This window comes from Microbispora sp. KK1-11 (genome assembly GCF_006874435.1).
Classification (GTDB): Bacteria; Actinomycetota; Actinomycetes; order Streptosporangiales; family Streptosporangiaceae; genus Microbispora; species Microbispora catharanthi.
This window is the reverse complement of the sequence record NZ_VIRJ01000014.1, coordinates 1-20,988: the sequence shown is the minus strand read 5'-3', so window position 1 is coordinate 20,988 and position 20,988 is coordinate 1. Positions and strand designations below refer to the sequence as shown.

The following is a 20,988-nucleotide window of genomic DNA, read 5'->3' as shown; positions in this document are numbered from 1 at the left end:
CCAGCCCTCCAAGCCGGCGGCCGCCCTGACGTACCTAGCAGGCGAGCACCTTCCGCTCCTTGCCGGGGTCGATGCCGAGCGGGGTCGTGCCCTGCAGGTACGGTCCGGCCGCCGGCCCGCGCTCGCGCATCCAGGCCCACGTTTCGCGGACGGTCTCCGCGATCGGACGGCAGCGCAGCCCCGCTGCCTGCGCGCGGGAGGTGTCGGCCTGCCAAATCGCGTTCCACCCGGGCTGGTCGGGAGTCCACAGGGGCAGTTCCGTCCACGGCTCGACGCCGGCGGCGAGGAGCCGGTCGTCCGGGACCCAGGTGAGCTCGGCGGTGCCGCCCGTCGCTTCGGCGCAGGCGTCGAGCAGTCCCTTCATCGTGGTCGAGCCGGTCGGGCCGGTCGTCAGGAACCTGCCCGCCGTACCCTGCTCGAGCAGGTCCAGGCCGAAGACGGCGAAGTCGCGCGCGTCGATGAGCTGGAGGGCGCGCCCGGGGTCGCCGGGGGCGAGCACCTCGCCGCCGCGCGCTGTCCGCTCCAGCCACCACAGCAGCCGGCCGACGTCCTCGTGCGGGCCGACGAGCAGGCCGCAGTTGAGGACGAGCGACCGGCTCGCGCCAAACCGCTCCAGCACTGCGCGCTCGCACCCGGCCTTCAGCTGGTTGCCCGGAGGCTGCCCGGCCGGGGTGTCGGCCGGGCAGTCGTACGTCGGGGAATCCTCGTTCACGGGGAGCGTCCCCCAGTCCGTGAACGCGTGGATGGAGGAGACGAACGTGTAGTGATCGGCATGCTCGCGCAGGAGCCCGGCCGAGAGCAGGACGTCGCTCGGCTGCTGCCCTGAGGTGTCCACCACCGCGTCCCATCGCCGGCCTCCGGCCAGCCGCTCCAGGTCGGCCGCACGGGTGCGGTCGCCGCGCACGGCCTCCACCCCGGGCTCGTCGGGGCCGCTGAGACCCCGGTTGAAGGTCGTCACCTCATGGCCGCGGCGCCGCGCCTCGGTCACGTACGCGCGGCCGAGGAACAGCGAACCACCGAGTACAAGAATTTTCATACGGCCAATCTCCTCATCCCTTCCCTGAACCGATCGCCCGGTTGGCTGCAAGCTGCGCCCGGTTCACCCATGCCGGACGGCATCTGTCCCATCCCGTGATTCGTCAGCGGGCCTCCCCCACCCGATGCCGGCGACCCCGGGCGCGGGGACGTCGGGCTTTCAGCGCCCCGTGAGGCAATCATGGGCAAATTCGTTTCGGCTACGGGCGGCGATGACGCGCACTGTTGTTCGTCGAGCGCTCTTCTCGTGGGCAGTGCCCAGGCTTAGCGCTGGTTCCAGAAGGCGCAGTGGTGGTCTCCCACGAAGTCGACCGGCCGGACGCCGTGCGGCCCGGACGCCAGCGAGAGCACCGGGCCGCCGGAACGATAGGCCGCCCAGCGGGGCAGCCCGGGCGCGTTGGGGTCGCCGGTCGCCGCGAACCGCGTCCAGTAGGCGATCATGTCGCGTGACAGCTCACGCTGCGCGGGGGAGAACGCCGGGATCGCGCCGGGGCCGTCCATGAGGTACGGCAGTTCGGCGGCGTGCCCGGCGCCGAGCGGGAAGCCGGCGATCTGCTGTCCCGAGCTTTCCGCGAACTCGTAGGCGTAGACGGGGGCGCGGCGGGCGGCGGCGTCGTCCGCGGGCAGCTGGGAGCAGGCTCCGAGCTTGCGGCCCCAGTCGGTCAGCACGCCGGCCAGCGCGAGGCTGGGCTGGTCGCCGGCCGGATACCGCTCGAGCACGGCTCTGGCGCCGTCGCCGAACAGGCCGGTGAGGATCTCGGGATACTGCTGGGCCGTCACGGGCCGGCCCTGCGCGTCGAACTGCACCGCGACGAAGGGCCGCATCTCGTCACGGGTGTTGCCCTGGATGAGGGGCACCCGAGCGGCGGTGCCGCGGCGCAGCCCCTCCAGCGGCTGCGCCGGCAGTGCGGGCGTGCCCGCGGTGAAGATCCAAGGCATGTCGCCGATCCGGGCGGTCGCGGTGAAGACCTGGTCGGAGCGGATGGGGAGCAGCTCAGCGACCGGCTTGGCGCGCAGGCACGCGAGCGCTCGGGTCGCGCAGCCGAGGTCGGCGGCGATCTTCGTGGCTCGTTGCCGGGCCGCGGTCCGGGTGACGAAGGCATTGCCGCAGGGGCCGCTCTGCACGATCGCCTTCTGGAACAGGCCACGCGATCCGGGTGCCGTCAGATGGGCGCACACGCTGAAGCCGCCCGCCGACTGGCCGGCGATCGTGACATTGCCTGGATCGCCGCCGAAGGCCGCGATGTCGCGCCGCACCCAGCGCAGCGCGGCCTGCTGGTCGGCGAGCGCATAGTTCCCCGCGTACGGGTCGTCCATGGCCGGGTGGTCCAGGAAACCCAGCGCCCCCAGTCGGTAGTTGAGCGTCACCGTGACGACCCTGCCCTGGGTGGCCATCCGGGTTAGGTCGTAGTCGCCGCCCGCACCCTGCACGAATCCCCCGCCGTGGATCCAGACCACGACGGGAAGCCGCTCGGCCGGCCGGGTGGCGGGCGTGGTGACGTTGAGGAACAGGCAGTCCTCGTCGCCGACCGGCTGCGGCGGCTGGCCCGGACCATCCCCGCTGAGCTGGGGGCACGGGCTGCCGGGCTCGGTGGCGTCCCGTACTCCCGCCCACGCCGATGCCGGCCCCGGCGCTCGCCAGCGCCGGTCACCGGTCGGTGGGGCGGCGTACGGGATACCGGCGAAGGTCCGATGGTCCGGGGCGACCAAGCCGCGCAGAACGCCCTGGCTGATGTGCACGGTGGCCGGGTCGGCCTCCGCGTGCGCGACACCTGCGCCCAGCGGAAGGAGCAGGGGAAGAAGCAGGGCCATGACAAGGGCGGCGAGGATCCGTGACGGCGGTTTCATTCGCACGACGCCAGCTTTACGGAGCTCATGGCGTTCCACATCGGCTCAGGAGCGTGCTCGCGACTACCCCCTCGGTCGTACGGAAGGTATCGCCCGCCGGCGGGGATCAGTTCGGCGGACGCGCGAGGCCCCGCTGGCATGCGAGGAAGGCCGGCCCCACGACCAAGGACCACGGGCAGCGTAGCCGGGCATGTTCGCCGGCGTCACTGAGACCGCCGCTGACCCGAACTGAGGATCAAGGTCCGCCGCCAGGTTGGCCGCGATGACGAGCCGTCGGCGGGCGTCATCGACTCGCGAAGCGTAGGGGCCATGGGTTGCACATCGTCTCAGCAGCGTGCTCGTCCACACCCTCTGCCATACGAGCGGGCTGCTCGGCGGGTGTGATCAGGCCAGCGGGTACGCGAAGCCCCGCTCGTAGGTGAGGAAAGCCAGCCCCACGGCCAGGACGGCGGGCAGCATGGCCGGGGCGTGCTCGCGCCGGGTGACGTGGAAGGCGACAGCGCCGCACATGAGGAGGAACAGGCCGGCCGCCGAGGCCGGGGTGAGCCAGGTCGCGGTGTGCAGCAGTCCGGGCAGGACCAGCCCGAATCCCCCCAGCGCCTCGGTGAGGTTGGCGGTCAGCCGCAGGCCGGGACGGTCCTCGGCGTCGAGTCGTCGGCGCAGCGCCGCGGGCGGGAAGGCGTGCACGGCGGCGTGTACGAGGTACGCGCAGCAGAAGAGGGCCTGTAGCCACCACAGGATGGCGTTCACCGGCGATCTCCCCGGGAGGCCGTCCGGAGCGCCTGCCAGTCGGAGGCCTCCGCGACGAACGTGTCGCATCTTTTCCCGATCTCCAGCACCTGTTCCAGTGAGCCGGTGCCGGTGGCCAGCTCGAACAGGCCACGGAAATATTCGAAGCGTTCGACGCCGGGGGCGACGACCACGAGCAGCTCCGCGGTACGCCCGGCCGACGCGCCGAAGGCGTGCCGCGTCTTCGGAGGCACGATCACCACGTCATGTCGCTCCGCCGTCACCAGTTCCTGCCCGCAGAGCAGGTCGACCGAGCCGTCCACCACGAAGAACAGCTCGGACGAACGGTCATGGTGGTGCGGCATCGCGCCGTCGGTGCCCGGCCCGAGGCTGATCAGGTGGGTGCTGAGGGCGTGAGAGGTGGCGTCGCCGTCGGCGAGTAAGCGCATGGTGTTGGGCGGGACGCCGAGCGTCTCGGCCTCGGCGGCGCGTACGACGACGGCTTCGCCGTATCCGGGGGAGAGCAGGGACATGGGATCCTCCTTCAGGATCGATCGGGCACGGACATCTTCAGAGCGGGCGAGACCTTCGGATTCGGGCGTGAAACCTTCAGACAGGGGCGCCGAGGCCGCGGACGGTGAGTTCGACGAGCTGGCGCAGGCGTCCGCGCAACTCGTCGATGGGTCCGCGGGCCAGCTCGATGCCGGTGAGGGCGTCCACGAGGAGCCGGGCCACGTCGTGGGCCGGCAGCTCCGCGCCGAGGTGCGGGGGCGCGGCGGAGGTGAGCACGTCCTCGACGGCGCTGACGAGGCGCTCACGCGCTCTCGTGACGATGGGGCCCGCGATTGCCTCCGCCTCCCGTAGGACCTCGTCGCGGAACTCCGTCTCCGGCCCGGCCACCAGGTCGAGCCGCGCGGCCAGCATGCCGTACAGGCGGTCGGCCAAGGTTCCGCCGGAGCGGCTCGCCTCGGCGGCCTGCCGGTCGGCGACGTCGAACGCGCACTCCACCATCGCCTGGAACAGGTGCTCCTTGCTCTTGAAGTGCTGGTACAGCGCGGGCCGAGACATCCCGGCGGCCTTGGCCAGAAGGTCTATCGACGTGCGGGCGTAGCCGTAGCGGCCGAAACACGGGACGGCCGCCTCCAGGATCTGAAGGCGCCTGGCGCCCATTGTGGCTGACATGCTGACAGTATTGGGTTTGATCGTCAGAATGTAAAGATATGAACCGTGATGCCAGGGAGAGCGAAGTTGAGTCGTCCGCATCTGTGCGCCGGATTCAGCGCTCCCGGGCGCCGCCGGTCCGCGGAGGTCTGCCTACACGCCACGAGGTGCCGGTGTCAGCGCGAGATCGTCGCCGGGCCGACCGGAAGGCCTCCGCCCATCGGACGGGCGGCTCCCCTCGTACGACAGAGGGCGTAGTCACGGGCACGCTCCTAGGAGGACGTGCAACGCCGCGAGCCTGAGAAAGCTGGTTCCACGCGAAACAGGCTGACGCCATGAGATCCTTGCCGTCTTCCACGGTCCTGCTCATTCCGCTGCTCACAGGTGCCACGCACACGGAGACCGACCTGGCCGGCGTGCGCGTCACCCGGGGCTGTTGGGCGTACCCCTGCACGCCGTCGGACATTCCCGCCCGCTGGCCGACGGCGTGCTCGCGGCCGGGCTGATCGGGCACGTCCCGAGGCCGGGGGACGTGCTGTCCGAGCTGGCGCGGGTGACCCGGTCAGGCGGGCGGCTCGCGCTGTTCCATGCCGTGGGCCGTGCCGTACTGGCGGCCCAGCGCGGCCACTCCCTCACCCGACGACGTACGGGCCGAGCGGAACCTTCGCCCGCTGCTGGAGGCCGCCGGCTGGGACCATGCTCGGCTACGACGACGACCGCTACCTGGCGCTCGCCCATAAATGAAACACATCCGCTGATATGCCCCGGCTGCCCTCGGTCGTCACGATTTGGGCTCCCGCAGGTGCTCGGCTACCCGTCCCCGGCCCTTGCCGGTGCGTTCTCGGGCCCTGCGCGCGAGTTCGGCCGGTGAGAGTCCCTCTTCCTCGTCGGGATCCCGGGGGACGGATCGCAGCACCTCCGCCTTGTTGGCGTATGTGCCGAGCGGTAATGCCCGCAGCAGCCGCAGCGCCTGTTCGGAAGCGCCGGCGTCGGCCGCCTGCTGGACCAGCGACTGTTTGTCCGCGGGAAAGTCCACGCTGGACAGGGCCTCGCGGATGATGTCGTCGACGCTCACGGCGTCCTCCTAGGAGATCGGTGTGGTTGGCGTGGCCACCACCTCCATCCGTCTCCCGTTACCCCGGCCATCAGGAAACTACACGGTATTTCACCCCTAATGTCCGTTTGTCGTGCCGGGGAAAAGCATGCGCGGGCACCCGAGGCCCCGGGCACTCGCGCTCTGGTCACTCGCCGACCGCGATGGCCGGCCGTCCCGCCACCCCGGAGAGAATCCGCATCAGGTCTAGGGCCTGTCTCAAAGCCTGGTGAGCCAGTCGTTGATAGCGGTTATGTGGATGGCGGCTTGGTAGCGGACGGCGAGTTTGTCGTAGCCACGACCGGCGCCTGCTCCGTATGGTCTGGACCCGCGAGGTCCTGACCACCCACCAGCTCCTCCAGGCTGCGTTCGACAACGACCACACCGGCCGCCACCGCCTGGTCACGCTGAACCGCCTCGGCGCGCTCGACCGCTTCCGCCCCCGGCTCCCTCTCGGCTCCGCACCCTGGCACTACGTCCTGGGAGAGGCCCGCGCCGCCGTACTGGCCTTGGAAGGCTGTTCCGCCTGGTCGGCGAGGCCGTCGACTTCATCGTCTATCTCCAACGCCGACTGGGCGCAGGGGCGGGTGCTTTCAGGGCTGCGTGGGGTTGCTAACGGCTATGTAATCGGGTTCAAACCACTAATGCCACGCTAACGAACGAGCAAGGGCCTGATCGCTGTCTCCAGCGATCAGGCCCTTGACCTGCAACTACATGGTCGGGGTGGCGGGATTTGAACCCACGGCCTCTTCGTCCCGAACGAAGCGCGCTGCCAAGCTGCGCTACACCCCGGTCGCATTGGACTTTTCGTCCTGCGCCTCGGCAAGTCTAGCGGACTTTGCGGCTGCTTGTGTCATCCGGCACGACGGGGCGGCGGGGGACGAGCGTCAGCAGGGTCGCCTCGGGCGGGCAGGCGAAGCGCGCGGGCGCGTACGGCGAGGTGCCGAGCCCGGCCGAGACGTGCAGCCAGGAGCTCTCGTGCCTGCTCAGCCCCTTGACGCGGGCGCGGTCGATGCCGCAGTTGGTCACCAGGGCGCCGTAGAAGGGAATGCACAACTGTCCGCCGTGGGTGTGCCCGGCCAGCAGCAACTGATACCCGTCCTGGGCGAACCGCGACATGTTGCGCGGCTCGGGCGAGTGCATGACGCCGAGCCGCAGGTCGGCGTCCACGGGGGTCTGGCCCGCGATCTCGTCGTACCGGTCCCGGTCGATGTGGGAGTCGTGGATGCCGCCCACGTGGACGTCGAGGTCGGCCACCTTGAGGCGGGCCGTCGCGTTGTTCATGTCCAGCCAGCCGGCCTCCCGCATCGCGGCGCCCAGCTCGGCCCACGGCAGGGTCGGCACGTGCTGCCGGGAGTCCCCCTTGGACGTACGCCACAAATAGCGGACGGGGTTCTTCGGCCGGGGGGCGTAGAGGTCGTTGGAGCCGTAGACGAACAGGCCCGGCCGGTCGAGCAGCGGTTCCACGGCGTACATGTACGACTCGACCGCGTCGGGGTGCGCCAGCGTGTCGCCGGTGTTCACGACGAGGTCGGGGTTGAGGGAGGCCAGCGAACGCACCCAGTTGATCAGCCGGTGGCGCCGGGGCGTGAGGTGCAGGTCGGAGATCTGCAGGATCCGGACCGGCCGCTGGCCAGGAGCCAGCACGGGGACGTCGAACCGGCGCAGCCGGAACCAGTTTCGCTCGATCACCGAGGCGTAGCCGACACCGGCCACGCCGAGGCCGAGGATGGACAGGGGAATCGCGGCTGCTTTCCTCACACAGCCATGATGCCCGACGTACGGCCCGCCTCCCGCATAACCTGGCGAAGACGGGAGCCCGGGCGCGGCAAGATGGACGCATGAGTGCGTTGAAGGACAAGCTGAAGGCCGACCTCGCGGCCTCGATGAAGGCCCGTGACGAGGTACGGCTCCGGACCATCCGGATGGCTCTGGCCGCCGTCAACGTCGAGGAGGTCGCCGGCAAGGAGGCCCGCGAGCTCTCCGACGACGAGGTGATCAAGGTGCTGACCCGCGAGGCCAAGAAGCGCCGGGAGGCCTCCGAGGCGTTTGCGGGCGCCGGGCGGGCCGAGCAGGCCCAGGCGGAGCTGGACGAGCAGGCGGTCCTGGAGGAGTACCTCCCCGCCCAGCTGAGCGACGACGAGCTGAACGTGCTCGTCGACGAGGCGATCGCCGAGAGCGGCGCGCAGGGCCCCAAGGCCATGGGCCAGGTCATGAAGATCCTGAACCCGAAGGTCGCGGGCCGCGCCGAGGGCGGCCGGGTCGCCCAGGCCGTACGCGCCCGCCTGTCCGCCTGACGGCCGCGGGCGTCCGGCGCCGGACCGGGAACGGCGCGCCCGGCCGGGGCCGGGAACCCGCCTGACGGCCCGAGGCCGGAAACGGCGATGGGCCGCTCCCCTGCGAGAGGAGCGGCCCATCGGGAAAAGGATCACCCGAACGGGTCGAAGGGCGAGCCGCCGCCGCCGTGGCCGCCACCGTGGCCACCGCCACGGCCGTTGCCGGGACCGCCGCCATGGCCGTTGCCACGGCCGTCGCCACCCGGACCGTCGCCGCCGCCCCGGTCGGACTTCGGCTTCGGCGGGGGAGCGCACTGGTGGGCGCAGCCGCCGAACCTCGACATGTCCGGCTTGACGAACGACGAGGCGTCGACGCCCTTGAGTGCCGACAGGAAGGTCGCCTTCCAGATCGGGCCCGGGATGCTGGCGCCGAAGACCGAGCCGTACGACCGGCCGCCGATGACGCGGTTGCTCAGCGGGTAGCGGACCGGGCCGCGCGGGTCGCCGAGGCTGACCGCGCCGGCCAGGTCAGGGGTGAAACCGGCGAACCAGACGGTCCGGGAGACGTCGCCCGTACCGGTCTTGCCGGCCGCGTCCCTGCCGATGCCGCCGACAGCGGACATGGTGCCCTTGGTGAACACACCGGACAGGATGCTCGTGGCCGCGTCGGCGACCTCGGCCTCGACGGCCTGCTTGCACTTGGGCTTGAACGAGGTCACCTTGTTGAAGCGGTCGGTGATCTCGGTGATGGCCATCGGCGCGCAGTACTTGCCGCGGGCGCCCAGCGTCGCGTACGCCGTGGCGACGGTGACCGGGTCCATCTCGTTGAAGCCGAGCGTGAACGGCTCGAACTCCTGGAGCTTGCCGCCGTCGGCGCGCTTGATGCCGAAGTCCTTGGCGGTCTTCACGACGTCGCAGAGGCCGACCTTCTGCTCAAGGGTGAGGAAGAAGGTGTTCACCGAGCCCCAGGTGCCGGTCTGCAGGGTCAGGAACCCGCCGTGGCCCTCCGCGTTGTGCAGTGGGGTCTTGATGTCGCCCACGGAGTTGCCCTTGCAGTCCTTGAACGCGGAGTAGCTGGGCGCCGTGTAGGTGCTGCCCACGTTGAAGCCGTCGTTGAACTTGTAGCCTTCCTTCAGCGCCGTCACCAGAGTGAACATCTTGAAGGTCGATCCGGCCTGGAAGCCCGTGCCGCCGCCGTGCAGGCCGTCCGCGACGACGTTGATCGACATCTCGTTCTTCTTCTTGCTGGTGCCGAACTTCCGGCTGGAGGCCATCGCCTTGATGGCTCCCGTGCCGGGCTCGACGAGCGCCTCGGAGGCGACCGGCTTGTCGCTCGGGAAGACGTACTTCTTGATGGCCTTCTCCGCGGACGTCTGCATCTTCCGGCTCAGCGTGGTCCTGATCGTCAGGCCGCCGCGGGCCAGGAAGTCCTGCCGGGCCTTCTGCGTCTTGCCGAACTGTGTGTCGTTGAGGATCTCGTTGCGCACGTACAGGCAGAAGTACGGGTAGTCGCTCTCCTCGCAGCCGCCGGGGATCTCCTTGTCCTTCCACCCCAGCTTCTTCTTCTTGGCCGCGTCGCGATCGGCCTCGGTGATGATCTTCAGTTCGGCCATGCGGTCGAGCACGACGTTGCGCCGGGCCAGCAGCCGGTCACGGAACTCCTTGCCCCGGTTGGGGTCGGTGGCGTTCGGGTCCTGGACGGCTCCCGCCAGCGTGGCGGCCTCGCTCAGGCTCAGCTCGGAGGCGTGCTTGCCGAAGAAGCGCTTGGACGCCGCCTCGATGCCGTACGCGCTGGCGCCGAAGTAGGCGATGTTGAGATAGCGGTTGAGGATCTCGTCCTTGCTGTACTTCTTCTCGATGCCCATCGCGTAGCGGATCTCGTTGAGCTTGCGCCCGACGGTCGGCGCGACGGCGGCGGCCTTCTCCTCGTCGGTCTCCGCCTTGTTGTAGAGGACCTGCTTCACGTACTGCTGGGTGATGGACGAGCCGCCCTGGGTCACCCCGCCGGTCGTGATGTTCCTGACCAGCGCGCGGGTCGTGCCCTCGACGTCGAGCGGGCCGTGCTGGTAGAAGCGGAAGTCCTCGATCGCCACGATCGCCTTCTGCATGATCGGCGCGATGCGGTCCATGGGGACCGATTCCCGGTTCTCGAAGTAGAACTGGGCGATCTGCTTGCCGTCCGCGTCGAGCAGGACCGTCTTCTCGGGCAGCGGTGGTTCGTTGAGGTCCGCCGGCTTGAGGCTCAGGGTCTCGATGCTCGACTTGACCGTCACACCGGCCCCGCCCACGGCGGGTAGTGCAATCGCCGCCGCCAGCACTCCCGCGACGCCCGCTGCACCGACGAGGCGCAGGGCCGCACCTGTCCGGGATGCCAGAGTTTTGCCGTGAGCTTGCACGGATCCAAGGGTACGTCCGTTTGGTGACTCTCCCGGCATCGACCTCACAGGTCCGCATTACCCTCCGGCGGGGGGGACTAGTCATTCCCGGCCACATGGCCTGACATGACCATGCACGAATTTGGTCCCCCCGGGGTATGTCGGTTCGATCGTTTCGTTGCGTACTTTCTCCTCTGCGGCTACTGCAACCAGGAGGCCCGACGCCCGCGCCCGTCGGCCGAAACGACGACTGACCACCTAAGGGGAGTGGGGTCGAACATGTGGATCACGGATTGGACCTCCCGTGCCGCCTGCCGAGGTGCGGATCCTGACGCACTCTTCGTGCAAGGCGCCGCCCAGAACCGGGCCAAGCTCATCTGTCGTGGATGCCCCGTCCGTACCGAATGCCTCGCCGATGCGCTGGACAACCGCATCGAGTTCGGGGTGTGGGGCGGGATGACGGAGAGGGAACGGCGCGCGCTGCTCAGGCGCAGGCCGGACGTGGAGTCTTGGCGCGACCTGCTGGAGTCCGCCAAGGAAGAGTACGAGCGGACCAACGAGCTGATCGCCGGCTGAGCCCGGCGCGGCGTCCCTCGCCGAAGCGGGACGCCGGATGTCACGTCTTCAGGACGCGAGAAGTTGCCCGATCTGGCGCAGTCCCGCCAGATCGTGCACGTCTTCGGGCATCGCGGGCACCTGCGCGATGGGCACCGTCGGATGGGCCGAGGTGAAGTGCTCCTGCTGGCGCTGCTCCCGTGAGGCGAGCTGCATCCTTCCGGCGTGCAACCGCAGCACGGCCGCGGTGAGCTCGTGCTCACCCCTGGCGTCCAGGTCCTCGGCGGCAGCGGAGCTGCGCGCCGCCGACAGCGAGGGCGCCAGCGGCCGGTGCACGCGGTTGACGACGAGCCCGGCCAGCGGCATGCGCTCGTCGGCCAGCCGCTCCACGAAGTAGGACGCCTCGCGCATCGCGTCGCGCTCCGGTGCGGCGACGACGACGAACGCCGTGCCGGGGGCTTGCAGCAGCCGGTACGTCTGCTCGGCGCGCTGGCGGAAACCGCCGAACACCGCGTCGAGCGCGGTGACGAACATCTGGATGTCCCGGAGCACCTGGGCCCCGATCACCTTGGTCAGAATGCCCGCGACCATCCCGAAGCCGGCGTTGAGCAGCTTGAACGCGCTGCGCCCGCCGGCCTTGGCCGGTGCCGTGAGGATGCGGATCAGCCTGCCGTCGAGGAACCGGCCGAGGCGCTCGGGGGCGTCGAGGAAGTCGAGCGCCGACCGTGACGGCGGGGTGTCCACCACGATCAGGTCCCACTCGTTCGAGCGGCGCAACTGGCCCAGCTTCTCCATGGCCATGTACTCCTGCGTGCCGGAGAAGCTGGACGACAACGACTGGTAGAAGGGGTTCGTCAGGATCTGCTGGGCGCGCTCGGGGTCGGCGTGGGCCTCGATGATCTCGTCGAAGGTCCGCTTCATGTCGAGCATCATCGCGTGCAGCTCGCCGCCGGCCTCTCCGTCGCCGTTCACACCGTCTACGCGCCTGGGGGTGTTGTCGAGCTCGGTCAGGCCCATGGCCTGGGCCAGCCGCCTGGCGGGGTCCACGGTCAGGACGACCACCGAGCGGCCCCGCTCGGCGGCGCGCAGCCCGAGGGCCGCGGCCGTCGTGGTCTTGCCGACACCGCCCGAGCCGCAGCACACGATGATCCGGGTGTCCGGATCATCCAAGATCGCGTCGATGTCCAGCGCGGGCGCCGTCCTCGTCACAGCTCAGCCTCTCACTCGATGCACTCGATCAGAAGGTCACGCCGCGCACAGTTCACGCGACACACTGGGCCCGCAGCGCGTCGGCGAGCTCGTAGAGCCCGGCCAGGTCGGCGCCGTCGGGCAGCAGCGGCAGGTCGTAGCGGGGAACGGCGGCCTCCTCCAGCGCGACGCGCTCGCGCTTTTCCAGCTCGGTCCGCAGGGCGTGTTCGCACACCTCCCGGGCGAGCGCCTCCGCGACCGCGGAGGTGTCGGTCCTGCCGTCCGTCAGCCCGGCCGCCTTGAGGCCGAGCGCGAGCTCGGCGGAGTCGAACCGGCCCTGGCAGGCCGCCTCGAGCACGCCCTCGGGCAGCCCGGCGGGGCGCACCATGTTGACGAACACGCCGCCCACCGGCAGGCCGGTCGTGCGCAGCTCCTCGATGCCGTCCAGCGTCTCCTGGACGGGCATCTCCTCAAGCAGCGTCACGAAGTGGACCGCCGTCTCCGGGGAGGCGAGGACGCCCCGCACCAGATCGGCGTGGTTCTTGATGGGCCCGACCCGGGCAAGCCCGGCGACCTCCTGCGTCACGTTGAGGAAGCGGGCGATCCTGCCGGTCGGCGGCGCGTCCATGACGATCGCGTCGTACACCCTCCGGCCCAGCTTGTCGCGGCGCCGTACGGCCTCGCTGGTCTTGCCGGTGACCAGGACGTCCCGCAGGCCGGGGGCGATGGTCGTGGCGAAGTCGACCACACCCATGCGGGTCAGCGCCTTACCCACGCGCTTGATGCCGTAGAACATCTCGAGATATTCGAGCATGGCCTCTTCGGGGTCGACGGCCAGCGCGTACACGTCCCCGCCGCCGGGCGCCACGGCGATCTTGCGTTCCTCGTACGGCAGCGGCGGCAGGTCGAACGCCTGGGCGATGCCCTGCCGTCCCTCGACCTCGACGAGCAGCACCTTGCGCCCGCCCGCCGCCAGGGCCAGCGCGAGCGCGGCGGCGACCGTGGTCTTCCCGGTGCCGCCCTTGCCGCTCACTATGTGCAGGCGCACGCCGTCCCAGTCGGTGTCACGGGCCTCCCCGTTGCTCCCGCCGCGACTGCTGGTCGGCTGACTCACCGTGCCTCCTCCGGACGGCCGGCGAGATCGCGTGCGCGGGTCGTCGCGCGGTGGTTCCCGTCGGCGTGCCTGCTCCACTCGCCCACGTGAGGAAGGCTACCCAAGGGTTACCTGCCGATTCGCGGGGGTCGTCCAGAGCCGGAACCCGAGGTACGGCTTGCGCGTCGATTGGGTAAGGGTTCGCCAACGGGCGTTTGCCCAATCCGGTCGACGAAGGAGGTGCCGGCCATGGAGTCGGTGCTGTTGACGCTGGTCGTGGTCCTGGGCTTCGCTCTGCTCGTCGCGGTGGCCCGGGGTGTGCGTGTCGTCCAGCAGTACGAGACCGGGATCGTGTTCCGGCTCGGCCGCATCCAGCAGGAGGTGCGGGGCCCCGGACTGCACCTGATCGTCCCGATCGTCGACCGCATGCAAAAAGTGAACATGCAGATCGTCACGATGGGAGTGCCCGCGCAGGAGGGCATCACAAGGGACAACGTTTCCGTCCGCGTCGACGCGGTGGTCTACTTCCGGGTGATCGACCCGATCAAGGCGGTCGTGAACGTCCAGAACTACCTCTTCGCGGTCTCCCAGGTGGCGCAGACGTCGCTGCGGTCGGTGATCGGCCAGTCGGAGCTGGACCAGTTGCTGTCGGACAGGGACGCGCTGAACGCCCAGCTCAAAGCCGTCATCGACGAGCCGACCGAGGGGCCGTGGGGCATCAGGATCGAGCGGGTCGAGATCAAGGACGTGGCGCTGCCCGAGGGCATGAAGCGGTCGATGTCCCGGCAGGCGGAGGCCGAGCGGGAGCGGCGCGCGCGGATCATCACGGCCGACGGCGAGTTCCAGGCGTCCAAGCGGCTGGCCGCCGCCGCGCGGCAGATGTCGTCCGACCCGGCGGCCCTGCAACTGCGCATGCTGCAGACCGTGGTGGAGGTCGCGGCGGAGAAGAACAGCACCCTGGTCATGCCGCTGCCGGTCGAGCTGCTGCGTTTCTTCGACAAGATGGCCCCCGCGGCCGAGACGCCCGCCGCCGAGCAGAGGACCGAGGCGGGGGAGCCCGAGCCGGTGGAGGAGGCGCTGGAGGAGCTGCCCGCCATCGACGCCCCGGCCGACCTGCCGGGAACGGCGTTCGACGTGCCCGCCCACGCCCCGCGGACCGAACCGCGTTCCTGAGCACCTCCGGCGTGCCGTGCCTCGATAGCCTTTGCCCATGACCAAGTGGGAATACGTCACCGTGCCGTTGCTCACGCACGCCACGAAGCAGATTCTGGACAACTGGGGCGAAGACGGGTGGGAGCTCGTCTCGGTCATCCCGGGACCCAACCCCGAGCAGCTGGTCGCCTACATGAAGCGGCCGAAGTGATGGCCACCCCGGAGGAGCGGCTCGCCGAGCTCGGGCTCGCGCTGCCCGAGGTCGTGCCCCCGCTGGCCGCGTACGTGCCCGCCGTACGGACGGGCGACCACGTCTACACCTCCGGCCAGCTTCCGCTGGTGAAGGGCGAGCTGGCCGTCGCCGGCAAGGTCGGCGCGGAGGTGTCGGCCGAGGAGGCCAAGGAACAGGCGCGCATCTGCGCGGTCAACGCCCTGGCGGCCATCAAGGCGCTGGTGGGCGACCTGTCGCAGGTCGTGCGGATCGTGAAGGTGGTCGGGTTCGTCGCGAGCGCTCCCGGCTTCACCGGGCAGCCGCAGGTCGTCAACGGCGCCAGCGAGCTGCTCGGCGAGGTGTTCGGCGAGGCGGGCAAGCACGCGAGGAGCGCGGTCGGCGTGGCGGTCCTCCCGCTCGACGCCCCGGTCGAGGTGGAGGTCATCGCGGAGGTCCGCTGACCCGTCCGGCCGGCCGGAACAGGGGTTTGCGGTTCCGTGAACGCGTGGGGGAGCATGGGGACCGGTTGAACCGATCGTTGTTCTGGAGGGCCTCATGGGGTTTCCGCTGCCCGGCGAGGTCGGCGAGCGGGCGCGGGAGATCCTCGCCGGCCGCCTGGCTCCCGTCCCCGCCAGGGACGCGGCCACGGTGGTGCTGCTGCGTGACGACCCCCTGGAGGTGTACCTCCTCAGGCGCAAGGCGACGATGGCCTTCGCCGCCGGCGCCTACGTGTTCCCCGGCGGATCGGTCGACCCGCGGGACGCCGACCACATCGTGGCCTGGGCGGGCCCCCCGCCCGCCCAGTGGGGCGAGGTCTTCCGGGCCGACGAGAGCACGGCCCGGGGCCTCGTCTGCGCCGCCGTACGCGAGACGTTCGAGGAGTCGGGCGTGCTCCTGGCCGGGCCGGACCCGGACACGGTGGTGACGGACACGACGGGCCCCGACTGGGAGGCCGACCGCCTCGCGCTGATCGCGCGCACGCTGTCGTTCGCCGAGTTCCTCGACCGGCGCGGTCTCGTGCTCAGGTCCGACCTGCTCAAGGCGTGGGCGCACTGGATCACCCCGGTCGTGGAGCCCCGGCGCTTCGACACCCGCTTCTTCGTGGCGGCTCTGCCTCCCGGGCAGCGTACGCGTGACGTGGGAGGGGAGGCGTCCGGGGTGGCCTGGATGCGCCCGGGGGACGCGCTGGCCGCCGCGAGGGCGGGAACGGCGCACATGCTGCCGCCGACCTTCCGGACGCTGGCCGAGATGGCGGCGTTCGAGTCGGCCGGCGACGTGCTCGCCTGCCCCCGGTCGATCACGACCGTCCTGCCGGAGGCCGCCGAGGTGGACGGGCAGATGGTGCTGATGATCCCCGAGACAGGAAAGGCGGCCGAGTGAGCGGCCTGCGCATCCCCGGACCGGACGGCGCCGACGGTCTTGACGGCTCCGGCGGTCTTGACGGCGCGGGCACGGCGAGCGCCGTGAACGTGCTGGCGCCCAACCCGTCGCCGATGACCCTCGACGGCACCAACACGTGGATCGTCGGCGGGACGGACACCGTGCTGGTGGTGGACCCCGGTCCTGACGACGAGGCGCACCTGCGGCGGGTCGCCGAGCGGGTGGACGGGCGCCGGGTGACCGCCGTCCTGCTCACGCACGGCCACCCCGACCACAGCGAGGGCGCGACGGCGCTCGCGCGGATGCTCGGCGCGCCGGTGCGGGCGCTCGACCCGCGCCTTCGCCTGGGCGAGGAGGGCCTGGCCGACGGCGACGTGGTGACGGCGGGCGACGTGGAGGTGCGGGTCGTCGGCACGCCCGGGCACTCGTTCGACTCGCTGTGCTTCTGGCTGCCCGGCGACCGGGCGATGCTGACCGGCGACACGATCCTCGGCCGGGGGACGACCGTCATCGCCCCCGACGGGGACCTCGGCGACTACCTGCGCAGCCTGGACAGGCTCAGGCAGGGCGCCGAGATGCTGGAGGCCATGGTGCTGCTGCCCGGTCACGGGCCCGTCCTGCCCGATCCGTCCGGGGTGCTCGATGCGTACATCGCCCACCGGCGCGAGCGGCTGGACCAGATCCGCGAGGCGATCCGCAGGGGCGCCAGGGACGCGCGCGACATCGTCGAGATGGTGTACGCCGACGTGGACCGGTCGCTGTGGCCGGCCGCCGAGATGTCGGTGGCGGCCCAGCTCAACTACCTCAAGACGCTCTAGCGTCGCTTCAGCGGGAGCGGTTGAAGAGCCGCTCCCTGTCCATGATCACCACGGCCTTGGCCTCGATGCGCAGCCAGCCGCGCTGGGCGAAGTCGGCCAGGGCCTTGTTGACCGTCTCCCGCGAGGCGCCCACGAGCTGGGCGAGCTCCTCCTGGGTGAGGTCGTGGTGCACCCGGATGCCGTCGTCGGTCTTCTGCCCGAAGCGGTCGGCCAGGTCGAGGAGCTGCTTGGCGACGCGGCCGGGCACGTCGGTGAAGACGAGGTCCGCGAGCACGTCGTTGGTGCGGCGCAGCCGCTGGGCCAGGGCGCGCAGCAGGTGAAGGGCGACCTCGGGCCGGCCGGTCAGCCACGGCCTCAGGTCGTCGTGGCCCAGCCCGGCCAGGCGCACGTCGGTCAGCGCGATGGCCGAGGCCGTACGCGGGCGAGGGTCGAACAGCGACAGCTCGCCGAACATCTCGCCGGGGCCGAGCACGCTCAGCAGGTTCTCCCGGCCGTCGGGAGCGGTGCGCGCCAGCTTGATCTTGCCTTCGAGCACCACGTAGAGCCGGTCGCCCGTCTCGTTCTCACTGAAGAGGGTGCGGCCCTTGGGCAGCTCCACCTCGGTGATGCTCGTACGCAGAGCCGCGGCGCTCTCGCGGTCGAGCGCGGAGAACAGCGGCGCCTTGCTCAGTACTTCTTCGGTGCTCACGGTGCCTCCTTGCTGCGGGCGCGCTCGGTCGCCGGCTCCGTGCTAGCCATTGTGACCCACGCCTTCCACGACGCATTACGGGGTGTCCCGTTACGTCGCATGGGCGTAGCTCCCGGCTCGCACTCGTGTGCGTCGTGCCTGGCGAAACAACACAATCTTGGCGGAAACCTATCCTTACGCCCATTGCGCACTCGACCGGCCGGGCAGCCGGTCGTCCCCCTACGGGCACAGTGTATTGCGCGCCATAGGGACAAATTGGCAAATACAGGCTGCATATGTGGCATGTATGGCAAGACATGCTCTGGGCGCGGGCCCGGGACGCGAGGCCCTACGCTTGCGGCATGGCGACGAACACGGCCGCTCCCCGACGGCGTCAACGCCAGGCCGAGACCCGCCTGGGGCTCGTGCGGCGGGCGCGGCGAATCAACCGGATCCTGGCCGAGACCTACCCCGACGCCCATTGCGAACTCGACTTCGGCAACCCCCTGGAGCTGCTGGTCGCCACGATCCTGTCGGCGCAGTGCACCGACAAGAGGGTCAACATGGTCACTCCGGTGCTCTTCGCGAAGTACCGGACCGCCGCCGACTACGCCGGAGCCGACCGCGCCGAACTCGAGGAGATCATCAAGTCGACCGGGTTCTTCCGGGCGAAGGCCAACAGCATCATCGGCATGGCGCAGGCCCTCTGCGAACACCACAAGGGGGAGGTTCCGGGCAAGCTGGCCGACCTGGTCAAGCTTCCCGGCGTGGGCCGCAAGACCGCGAACGTCGTGCTCGGCAACGCCTTCGACGTCCCCGGCATCACCGTGGACACGCACTTCCAGCGGCTGACGAGGCGCTTCGGCTGGACGACCGAGACCGATCCCGTGAAGATCGAGCACGAGGTCGGCGAGCTGATCCCCAAGTCCGAGTGGACGATGCTGTCGCATCGGCTGATCTGGCACGGCCGGCGCATCTGCCACGCCAGGAAGCCCGCCTGCGGCGTGTGCCCGCTCGCCGCGCTCTGCCCGTCGTACGGCACCGGCCCCACGGACGCGGACGAGGCGCGCACACTGGTGCGGCCGGGTCCGTTCTCGTGAATATGCGGTGATCGGGAAGCTCGCGTGCTCTCGCGTGGTTGTACGGCACGCCTGGGCCCTGGCGTGCCCGGTGTGAGATGCGGTGTGATGATGTGGAGGTGGTCGTGGCTCCCCCTTGGTTGACGGAGCTGGCCGCGAAGGCCGCGCACAGCCCTGTTCCCACCGCGTTGCGGCCGCCCGCGAACGGCGCCGGCCGCTCGGCGGCGGTGCTGTTGCTGTTCGGCGAGGGGCCGGAAGGGCCCGACATCCTGCTCATCCAGCGCAGTTCGAAGGGCCGGGTGCACGCCGGCCAGCCCGCGTTCCCCGGCGGCGGCGTCGATCCCGGCGACGACGGCCCGATCGGCGCGGCCCTGCGCGAGGCCCAGGAGGAGACCGGGCTCGACCCTTCGGGCGTCGAGGTCGTCGGGACCATGCCCGAGCTCTACGTCTGGCGCAGCGACAACCGGGTGACGCCCGTGCTCGCCTGGTGGCACACGCCCTGCGCGGTGCACGCCGCGTCTCCCGACGAGGTCGAGACCGTCGAGCGGGTGCCGGTCGCGGAGCTGGTGGACCCGGCCAACCGGCTGCGGCTGCGCCACCCGCGCGGCGTCGGCCCCTCCGTGGCGTTCCGCGTACGCGGCCTGCTCGTGTGGGGGTTCACCGCCGGCGTGCTGGACGGCGTGCTGACCGCGGCCGGCTTCGAGCGTCCCTGGGACCGCTCACGGGTCGAGGATCTTCCTCCCGAGGTCCTCGACTTGGCCGCGCGGGGCTGAGCCGCCGGGGTGCTCGTACGCCGCGTATGGCGACGAGACCCGGCAGACGCCCGCACACGACGAGTGGCGTGGCTATACCGTGGAAACTGTGCGCGGCGATCTTCTGGATCTCATCCTGATCGGCCTGGTGGTGGCCTTTGCGGTATCCGGTTACCGGCAGGGCTTCATCATCGGGGCCTTCAGCTTCATCGGATTCATCGGCGGCGCCATCCTGGGGCTGTTCATCGCGCCGCCCCTGGCCGGAGCGATCGTCAGCGGCGACATCGAGAGGGCGCTGTTAGCCATCGTCATCGTCTTCCTGGCGGCGACGATCGGGCAGTTCGCGTCCTCGACGATCGGCGCGGTGGCCCGCAGCCACGTCACATGGGAGCCGGCCAAGGCCGTCGACGCCTTCGGCGGCTCGGTCGCCAGCGGACTGTCGGTTCTGGCCATCGCCTGGCTGATCGGCTCCCTGATGGTCTCGATGAGCATCGGCCAGCCGCTGGTCAAGGACCAGATCAACGGATCCGTCGTGTGGCAGACGGTCGACGAGGCCATTCCTGACGGCGTGCGGGCCATGCAGAAGCCGTTCAGGGACTTCGTCAACACGTCGGAGTGGCCGCAGGTCATCACCTCCATCGGCGGCCAGAACGTGCCCCCGCCGGACCAGAGCCTGATCAACAGCAGCCCCGCCCTCGTCCGGGCCCGCAGGGCGATCGTCAAGGTGCAGGGCACGGCCCCGAGCTGCCGCAAGCGCATCGAGGGAACCGGGTTCGTCTACGCGCGGCAGCGGATCATGACCAACGCGCACGTCGTCGCCGGGGTCACCGAGGGGCTGCGGGTGACCGACTACGAGGGCAACCAGTATGACGCCCGGGTCGTCCTGTACAACCCCGAGCGTGACATCGCGATCCTGCTCGTCCCGGGTCTCCCGATCAACGCGCTGCGCTTCGACATGAACGCCGACAAGGGCGACAGCGCGATCATCGCCGGTTACCCGAAGGGACACCCCTTCACGCCGCTCGCCGCGCGCGTCAGGATCAAGCAGCGCGCCGAGTCGTACGACATCTACAACCAGCGCAGGGTGGAGCGCGAGGTCTACGCCATCCGGGGCAAGGTCCAGCCGGGCAACTCGGGCGGGCCGCTGCTGAGCCCGGACGGGCGGGTGTTCGGAGTGATCTTCGCCGCCGCCACGGACCAGCCCGAGACGGGCTACGCCCTCACGGCGGAGGAGGTCATGCCCGACGCCAACGACGGCAGCGCCGCCGTCGTCCGCGTGGGGACCCAGGACTGCGACTAGGTCCTGTTTCTCGGATTTCCTGACGTGATCACGGTGTGGCTTCCACCCTGGTCGGTGTGGGAGGCCGAGGGGACTTAACCAACGCGGAGTGGGAGCGGCTGAAGCCGTTGCTCCCACCCGCGGGAGCACGCGGTGGCAGGTGGAGTGATCACCGCACGGTCATCAACGGCGTGCTGTACCGGGCGCGGACCGGAGTGCCGTGGCGGGACCTGCCAGAACGCTTCGGACCGTGGCTGACGGTGTACAAGCGGCATCGCCGCTGGTCAGCTGACGGAA

Annotated in this window: 23 protein-coding genes and 1 tRNA gene; 12 read left to right on the top strand and 12 right to left on the bottom strand. The window is 70.4% G+C overall.

Features of this window, described 5'->3' with window-relative positions:
• Positions 1-34: 34 nt before the first annotated feature.
• The 6 genes from FLW16_RS20685 to FLW16_RS20655 all read right to left on the bottom strand — a co-directional run bounded on the left by FLW16_RS20685 (position 35) and on the right by FLW16_RS20655 (position 5,848).
• The gene (locus FLW16_RS20685) at positions 35-1,036 is read right to left on the bottom strand and encodes an NAD-dependent epimerase/dehydratase family protein (protein WP_142561750.1); all 1,002 of its coding nucleotides are present in this window, start codon (positions 1,034-1,036) and stop codon (positions 35-37) included.
• A gap of 263 nt (positions 1,037-1,299) precedes the next feature.
• On the bottom strand, positions 1,300-2,883 hold the full coding sequence (locus FLW16_RS20680) for a carboxylesterase/lipase family protein (RefSeq protein WP_221891188.1): 1,584 nt from the start codon (positions 2,881-2,883) through the stop codon (positions 1,300-1,302).
• Between the two features lie 384 nt (positions 2,884-3,267).
• Positions 3,268-3,633 (bottom strand): DoxX family protein, encoded by a 366-nt coding sequence (locus tag FLW16_RS20675; RefSeq protein ID WP_221891187.1) that lies wholly within the window; start codon positions 3,631-3,633, stop codon positions 3,268-3,270.
• Positions 3,630-4,145, bottom strand: coding sequence for a cupin domain-containing protein (locus tag FLW16_RS20670; RefSeq protein ID WP_142561748.1), 516 nt, complete (start codon positions 4,143-4,145; stop codon positions 3,630-3,632). Before FLW16_RS20670 ends, FLW16_RS20675 begins: the two co-directional genes overlap by 4 nt.
• A 76-nt stretch (positions 4,146-4,221) precedes the next feature.
• Positions 4,222-4,794: a TetR/AcrR family transcriptional regulator gene (locus FLW16_RS20665; RefSeq protein WP_185949523.1), complete on the bottom strand. Its 573-nt coding sequence runs from the start codon at positions 4,792-4,794 to the stop codon at positions 4,222-4,224.
• A 760-nt stretch (positions 4,795-5,554) separates the two neighbouring features.
• Positions 5,555-5,848, bottom strand: coding sequence for a DUF2795 domain-containing protein (locus tag FLW16_RS20655; RefSeq protein ID WP_142561746.1), 294 nt, complete (start codon positions 5,846-5,848; stop codon positions 5,555-5,557).
• Positions 5,849-6,183: 335 nt separating this feature from the next.
• Between FLW16_RS20655 and FLW16_RS20650 the strand changes: the two genes are divergently transcribed.
• Entirely contained in the window at positions 6,184-6,522 is a 339-nt protein-coding gene (locus tag FLW16_RS20650; protein WP_142561745.1) for a replication-relaxation family protein, read from the top strand.
• Positions 6,523-6,581: 59 nt separating this feature from the next.
• On the opposite strand, the gene FLW16_RS20645 is transcribed toward FLW16_RS20650, so the two are convergent.
• Positions 6,582-6,658, bottom strand: a tRNA-Pro gene (locus FLW16_RS20645).
• 36 nt (positions 6,659-6,694) lie between these two features.
• Complete coding sequence (locus FLW16_RS20640) at positions 6,695-7,627, bottom strand: metallophosphoesterase (protein WP_142561744.1); 933 nt, start codon at positions 7,625-7,627, stop codon at positions 6,695-6,697.
• A gap of 80 nt (positions 7,628-7,707) precedes the next feature.
• Between FLW16_RS20640 and FLW16_RS20635 the strand changes: the two genes are divergently transcribed.
• Positions 7,708-8,163, top strand: a complete 456-nt coding sequence (locus tag FLW16_RS20635) for a GatB/YqeY domain-containing protein (protein WP_142561743.1) — start codon at positions 7,708-7,710, stop codon at positions 8,161-8,163.
• Positions 8,164-8,294: 131 nt separating this feature from the next.
• Here FLW16_RS20635 and FLW16_RS20630 read toward each other — a convergent pair whose 3' ends face one another.
• The gene (locus tag FLW16_RS20630) at positions 8,295-10,430 is read right to left on the bottom strand and encodes a transglycosylase domain-containing protein (RefSeq protein WP_312847148.1); all 2,136 of its coding nucleotides are present in this window, start codon (positions 10,428-10,430) and stop codon (positions 8,295-8,297) included.
• Positions 10,431-10,796: 366 nt separating this feature from the next.
• On the opposite strand from FLW16_RS20630, the gene FLW16_RS20625 reads away from it, so the two are divergent.
• Positions 10,797-11,093 carry a WhiB family transcriptional regulator gene (locus FLW16_RS20625; protein ID WP_030506755.1) on the top strand — a complete coding sequence of 99 codons (297 nt, stop codon included), beginning with the start codon at positions 10,797-10,799 and terminating at the stop codon, positions 11,091-11,093.
• Positions 11,094-11,141: 48 nt separating this feature from the next.
• Here FLW16_RS20625 and FLW16_RS20620 read toward each other — a convergent pair whose 3' ends face one another.
• Together FLW16_RS20620 and FLW16_RS20615 are read right to left on the bottom strand one after the other, a co-directional pair.
• Complete coding sequence (locus tag FLW16_RS20620; RefSeq protein ID WP_142561741.1) at positions 11,142-12,281, bottom strand: ArsA family ATPase; 1,140 nt, start codon at positions 12,279-12,281, stop codon at positions 11,142-11,144.
• A gap of 52 nt (positions 12,282-12,333) precedes the next feature.
• On the bottom strand, positions 12,334-13,374 hold the full coding sequence (locus FLW16_RS20615) for an ArsA-related P-loop ATPase (protein WP_142561740.1): 1,041 nt from the start codon (positions 13,372-13,374) through the stop codon (positions 12,334-12,336).
• A gap of 228 nt (positions 13,375-13,602) precedes the next feature.
• Here FLW16_RS20615 and FLW16_RS20610 point away from each other — a divergent pair, with 228 nt between their 5' ends.
• The 5 genes from FLW16_RS20610 (at position 13,603) to FLW16_RS20590 (ending at position 16,914) form a co-directional block, all read left to right on the top strand.
• Positions 13,603-14,526, top strand: a complete 924-nt coding sequence (locus FLW16_RS20610; protein WP_142561739.1) for a slipin family protein — start codon at positions 13,603-13,605, stop codon at positions 14,524-14,526.
• A gap of 37 nt (positions 14,527-14,563) precedes the next feature.
• Entirely contained in the window at positions 14,564-14,716 is a 153-nt protein-coding gene (locus FLW16_RS20605; protein WP_076440089.1) for a DUF4177 domain-containing protein, read from the top strand.
• Entirely contained in the window at positions 14,716-15,177 is a 462-nt protein-coding gene (locus FLW16_RS20600; protein WP_142561738.1) for a RidA family protein, read from the top strand. Before FLW16_RS20605 ends, FLW16_RS20600 begins: the two co-directional genes overlap by 1 nt.
• Positions 15,178-15,271: 94 nt before the next feature.
• A complete protein-coding gene (locus FLW16_RS20595; protein ID WP_142561737.1) occupies positions 15,272-16,096 on the top strand; it encodes an NUDIX domain-containing protein in 825 nt (274 codons plus the stop codon).
• Entirely contained in the window at positions 16,093-16,914 is an 822-nt protein-coding gene (locus FLW16_RS20590; RefSeq protein ID WP_396686673.1) for an MBL fold metallo-hydrolase, read from the top strand. The genes FLW16_RS20595 and FLW16_RS20590 overlap by 4 nt, the downstream gene beginning before the upstream one ends.
• Positions 16,915-16,921: 7 nt before the next feature.
• On the opposite strand, the gene FLW16_RS20585 is transcribed toward FLW16_RS20590, so the two are convergent.
• On the bottom strand, positions 16,922-17,602 hold the full coding sequence (locus FLW16_RS20585) for a Crp/Fnr family transcriptional regulator (RefSeq protein WP_030506761.1): 681 nt from the start codon (positions 17,600-17,602) through the stop codon (positions 16,922-16,924).
• 341 nt (positions 17,603-17,943) lie between these two features.
• Here FLW16_RS20585 and nth point away from each other — a divergent pair, with 341 nt between their 5' ends.
• The 4 genes from nth to FLW16_RS20565 form a co-directional block, all read left to right on the top strand.
• The gene (nth, locus tag FLW16_RS20580) at positions 17,944-18,681 is read left to right on the top strand and encodes an endonuclease III (RefSeq protein WP_142561736.1); all 738 of its coding nucleotides are present in this window, start codon (positions 17,944-17,946) and stop codon (positions 18,679-18,681) included.
• 77 nt (positions 18,682-18,758) lie between these two features.
• Positions 18,759-19,433 carry a CoA pyrophosphatase gene (locus FLW16_RS20575; RefSeq protein ID WP_142561735.1) on the top strand — a complete coding sequence of 225 codons (675 nt, stop codon included), beginning with the start codon at positions 18,759-18,761 and terminating at the stop codon, positions 19,431-19,433.
• An 88-nt stretch (positions 19,434-19,521) separates the two neighbouring features.
• Positions 19,522-20,712 carry a MarP family serine protease gene (locus FLW16_RS20570; protein WP_142561734.1) on the top strand — a complete coding sequence of 397 codons (1,191 nt, stop codon included), beginning with the start codon at positions 19,522-19,524 and terminating at the stop codon, positions 20,710-20,712.
• Between the two features lie 56 nt (positions 20,713-20,768).
• Positions 20,769-20,988 (top strand): transposase (locus tag FLW16_RS20565; protein WP_142561900.1); only part of this gene is annotated, 220 nt, incomplete at its 3' end.

Excerpts from the sequence above, each read along its gene's own strand:
- FLW16_RS20685 (WP_142561750.1), bottom strand. The coding sequence starts at position 1,036 with ATGAAAATTCTTGTACTCGGTGGTTCGCTGTTCCTCGGCCGCGCGTAC.
- FLW16_RS20680 (WP_221891188.1), bottom strand. The coding sequence starts at position 2,883 with ATGAAACCGCCGTCACGGATCCTCGCCGCCCTTGTCATGGCCCTGCTT.
- FLW16_RS20670 (WP_142561748.1), bottom strand. The coding sequence starts at position 4,145 with ATGTCCCTGCTCTCCCCCGGATACGGCGAAGCCGTCGTCGTACGCGCC.
- FLW16_RS20665 (WP_185949523.1), bottom strand. The coding sequence starts at position 4,794 with ATGTCAGCCACAATGGGCGCCAGGCGCCTTCAGATCCTGGAGGCGGCC.
- FLW16_RS20650 (WP_142561745.1), top strand. The coding sequence starts at position 6,184 with ATGGTCTGGACCCGCGAGGTCCTGACCACCCACCAGCTCCTCCAGGCT.
- FLW16_RS20635 (WP_142561743.1), top strand. The coding sequence starts at position 7,708 with ATGAGTGCGTTGAAGGACAAGCTGAAGGCCGACCTCGCGGCCTCGATG.
- FLW16_RS20625 (WP_030506755.1), top strand. The coding sequence starts at position 10,797 with ATGTGGATCACGGATTGGACCTCCCGTGCCGCCTGCCGAGGTGCGGAT.
- FLW16_RS20610 (WP_142561739.1), top strand. The coding sequence starts at position 13,603 with ATGGAGTCGGTGCTGTTGACGCTGGTCGTGGTCCTGGGCTTCGCTCTG.
- FLW16_RS20605 (WP_076440089.1), top strand. The coding sequence starts at position 14,564 with ATGACCAAGTGGGAATACGTCACCGTGCCGTTGCTCACGCACGCCACG.
- FLW16_RS20600 (WP_142561738.1), top strand. The coding sequence starts at position 14,716 with ATGGCCACCCCGGAGGAGCGGCTCGCCGAGCTCGGGCTCGCGCTGCCC.
- FLW16_RS20595 (WP_142561737.1), top strand. The coding sequence starts at position 15,272 with ATGGGGTTTCCGCTGCCCGGCGAGGTCGGCGAGCGGGCGCGGGAGATC.
- nth (WP_142561736.1), top strand. The coding sequence starts at position 17,944 with ATGGCGACGAACACGGCCGCTCCCCGACGGCGTCAACGCCAGGCCGAG.
- FLW16_RS20575 (WP_142561735.1), top strand. The coding sequence starts at position 18,759 with ATGCGGTGTGATGATGTGGAGGTGGTCGTGGCTCCCCCTTGGTTGACG.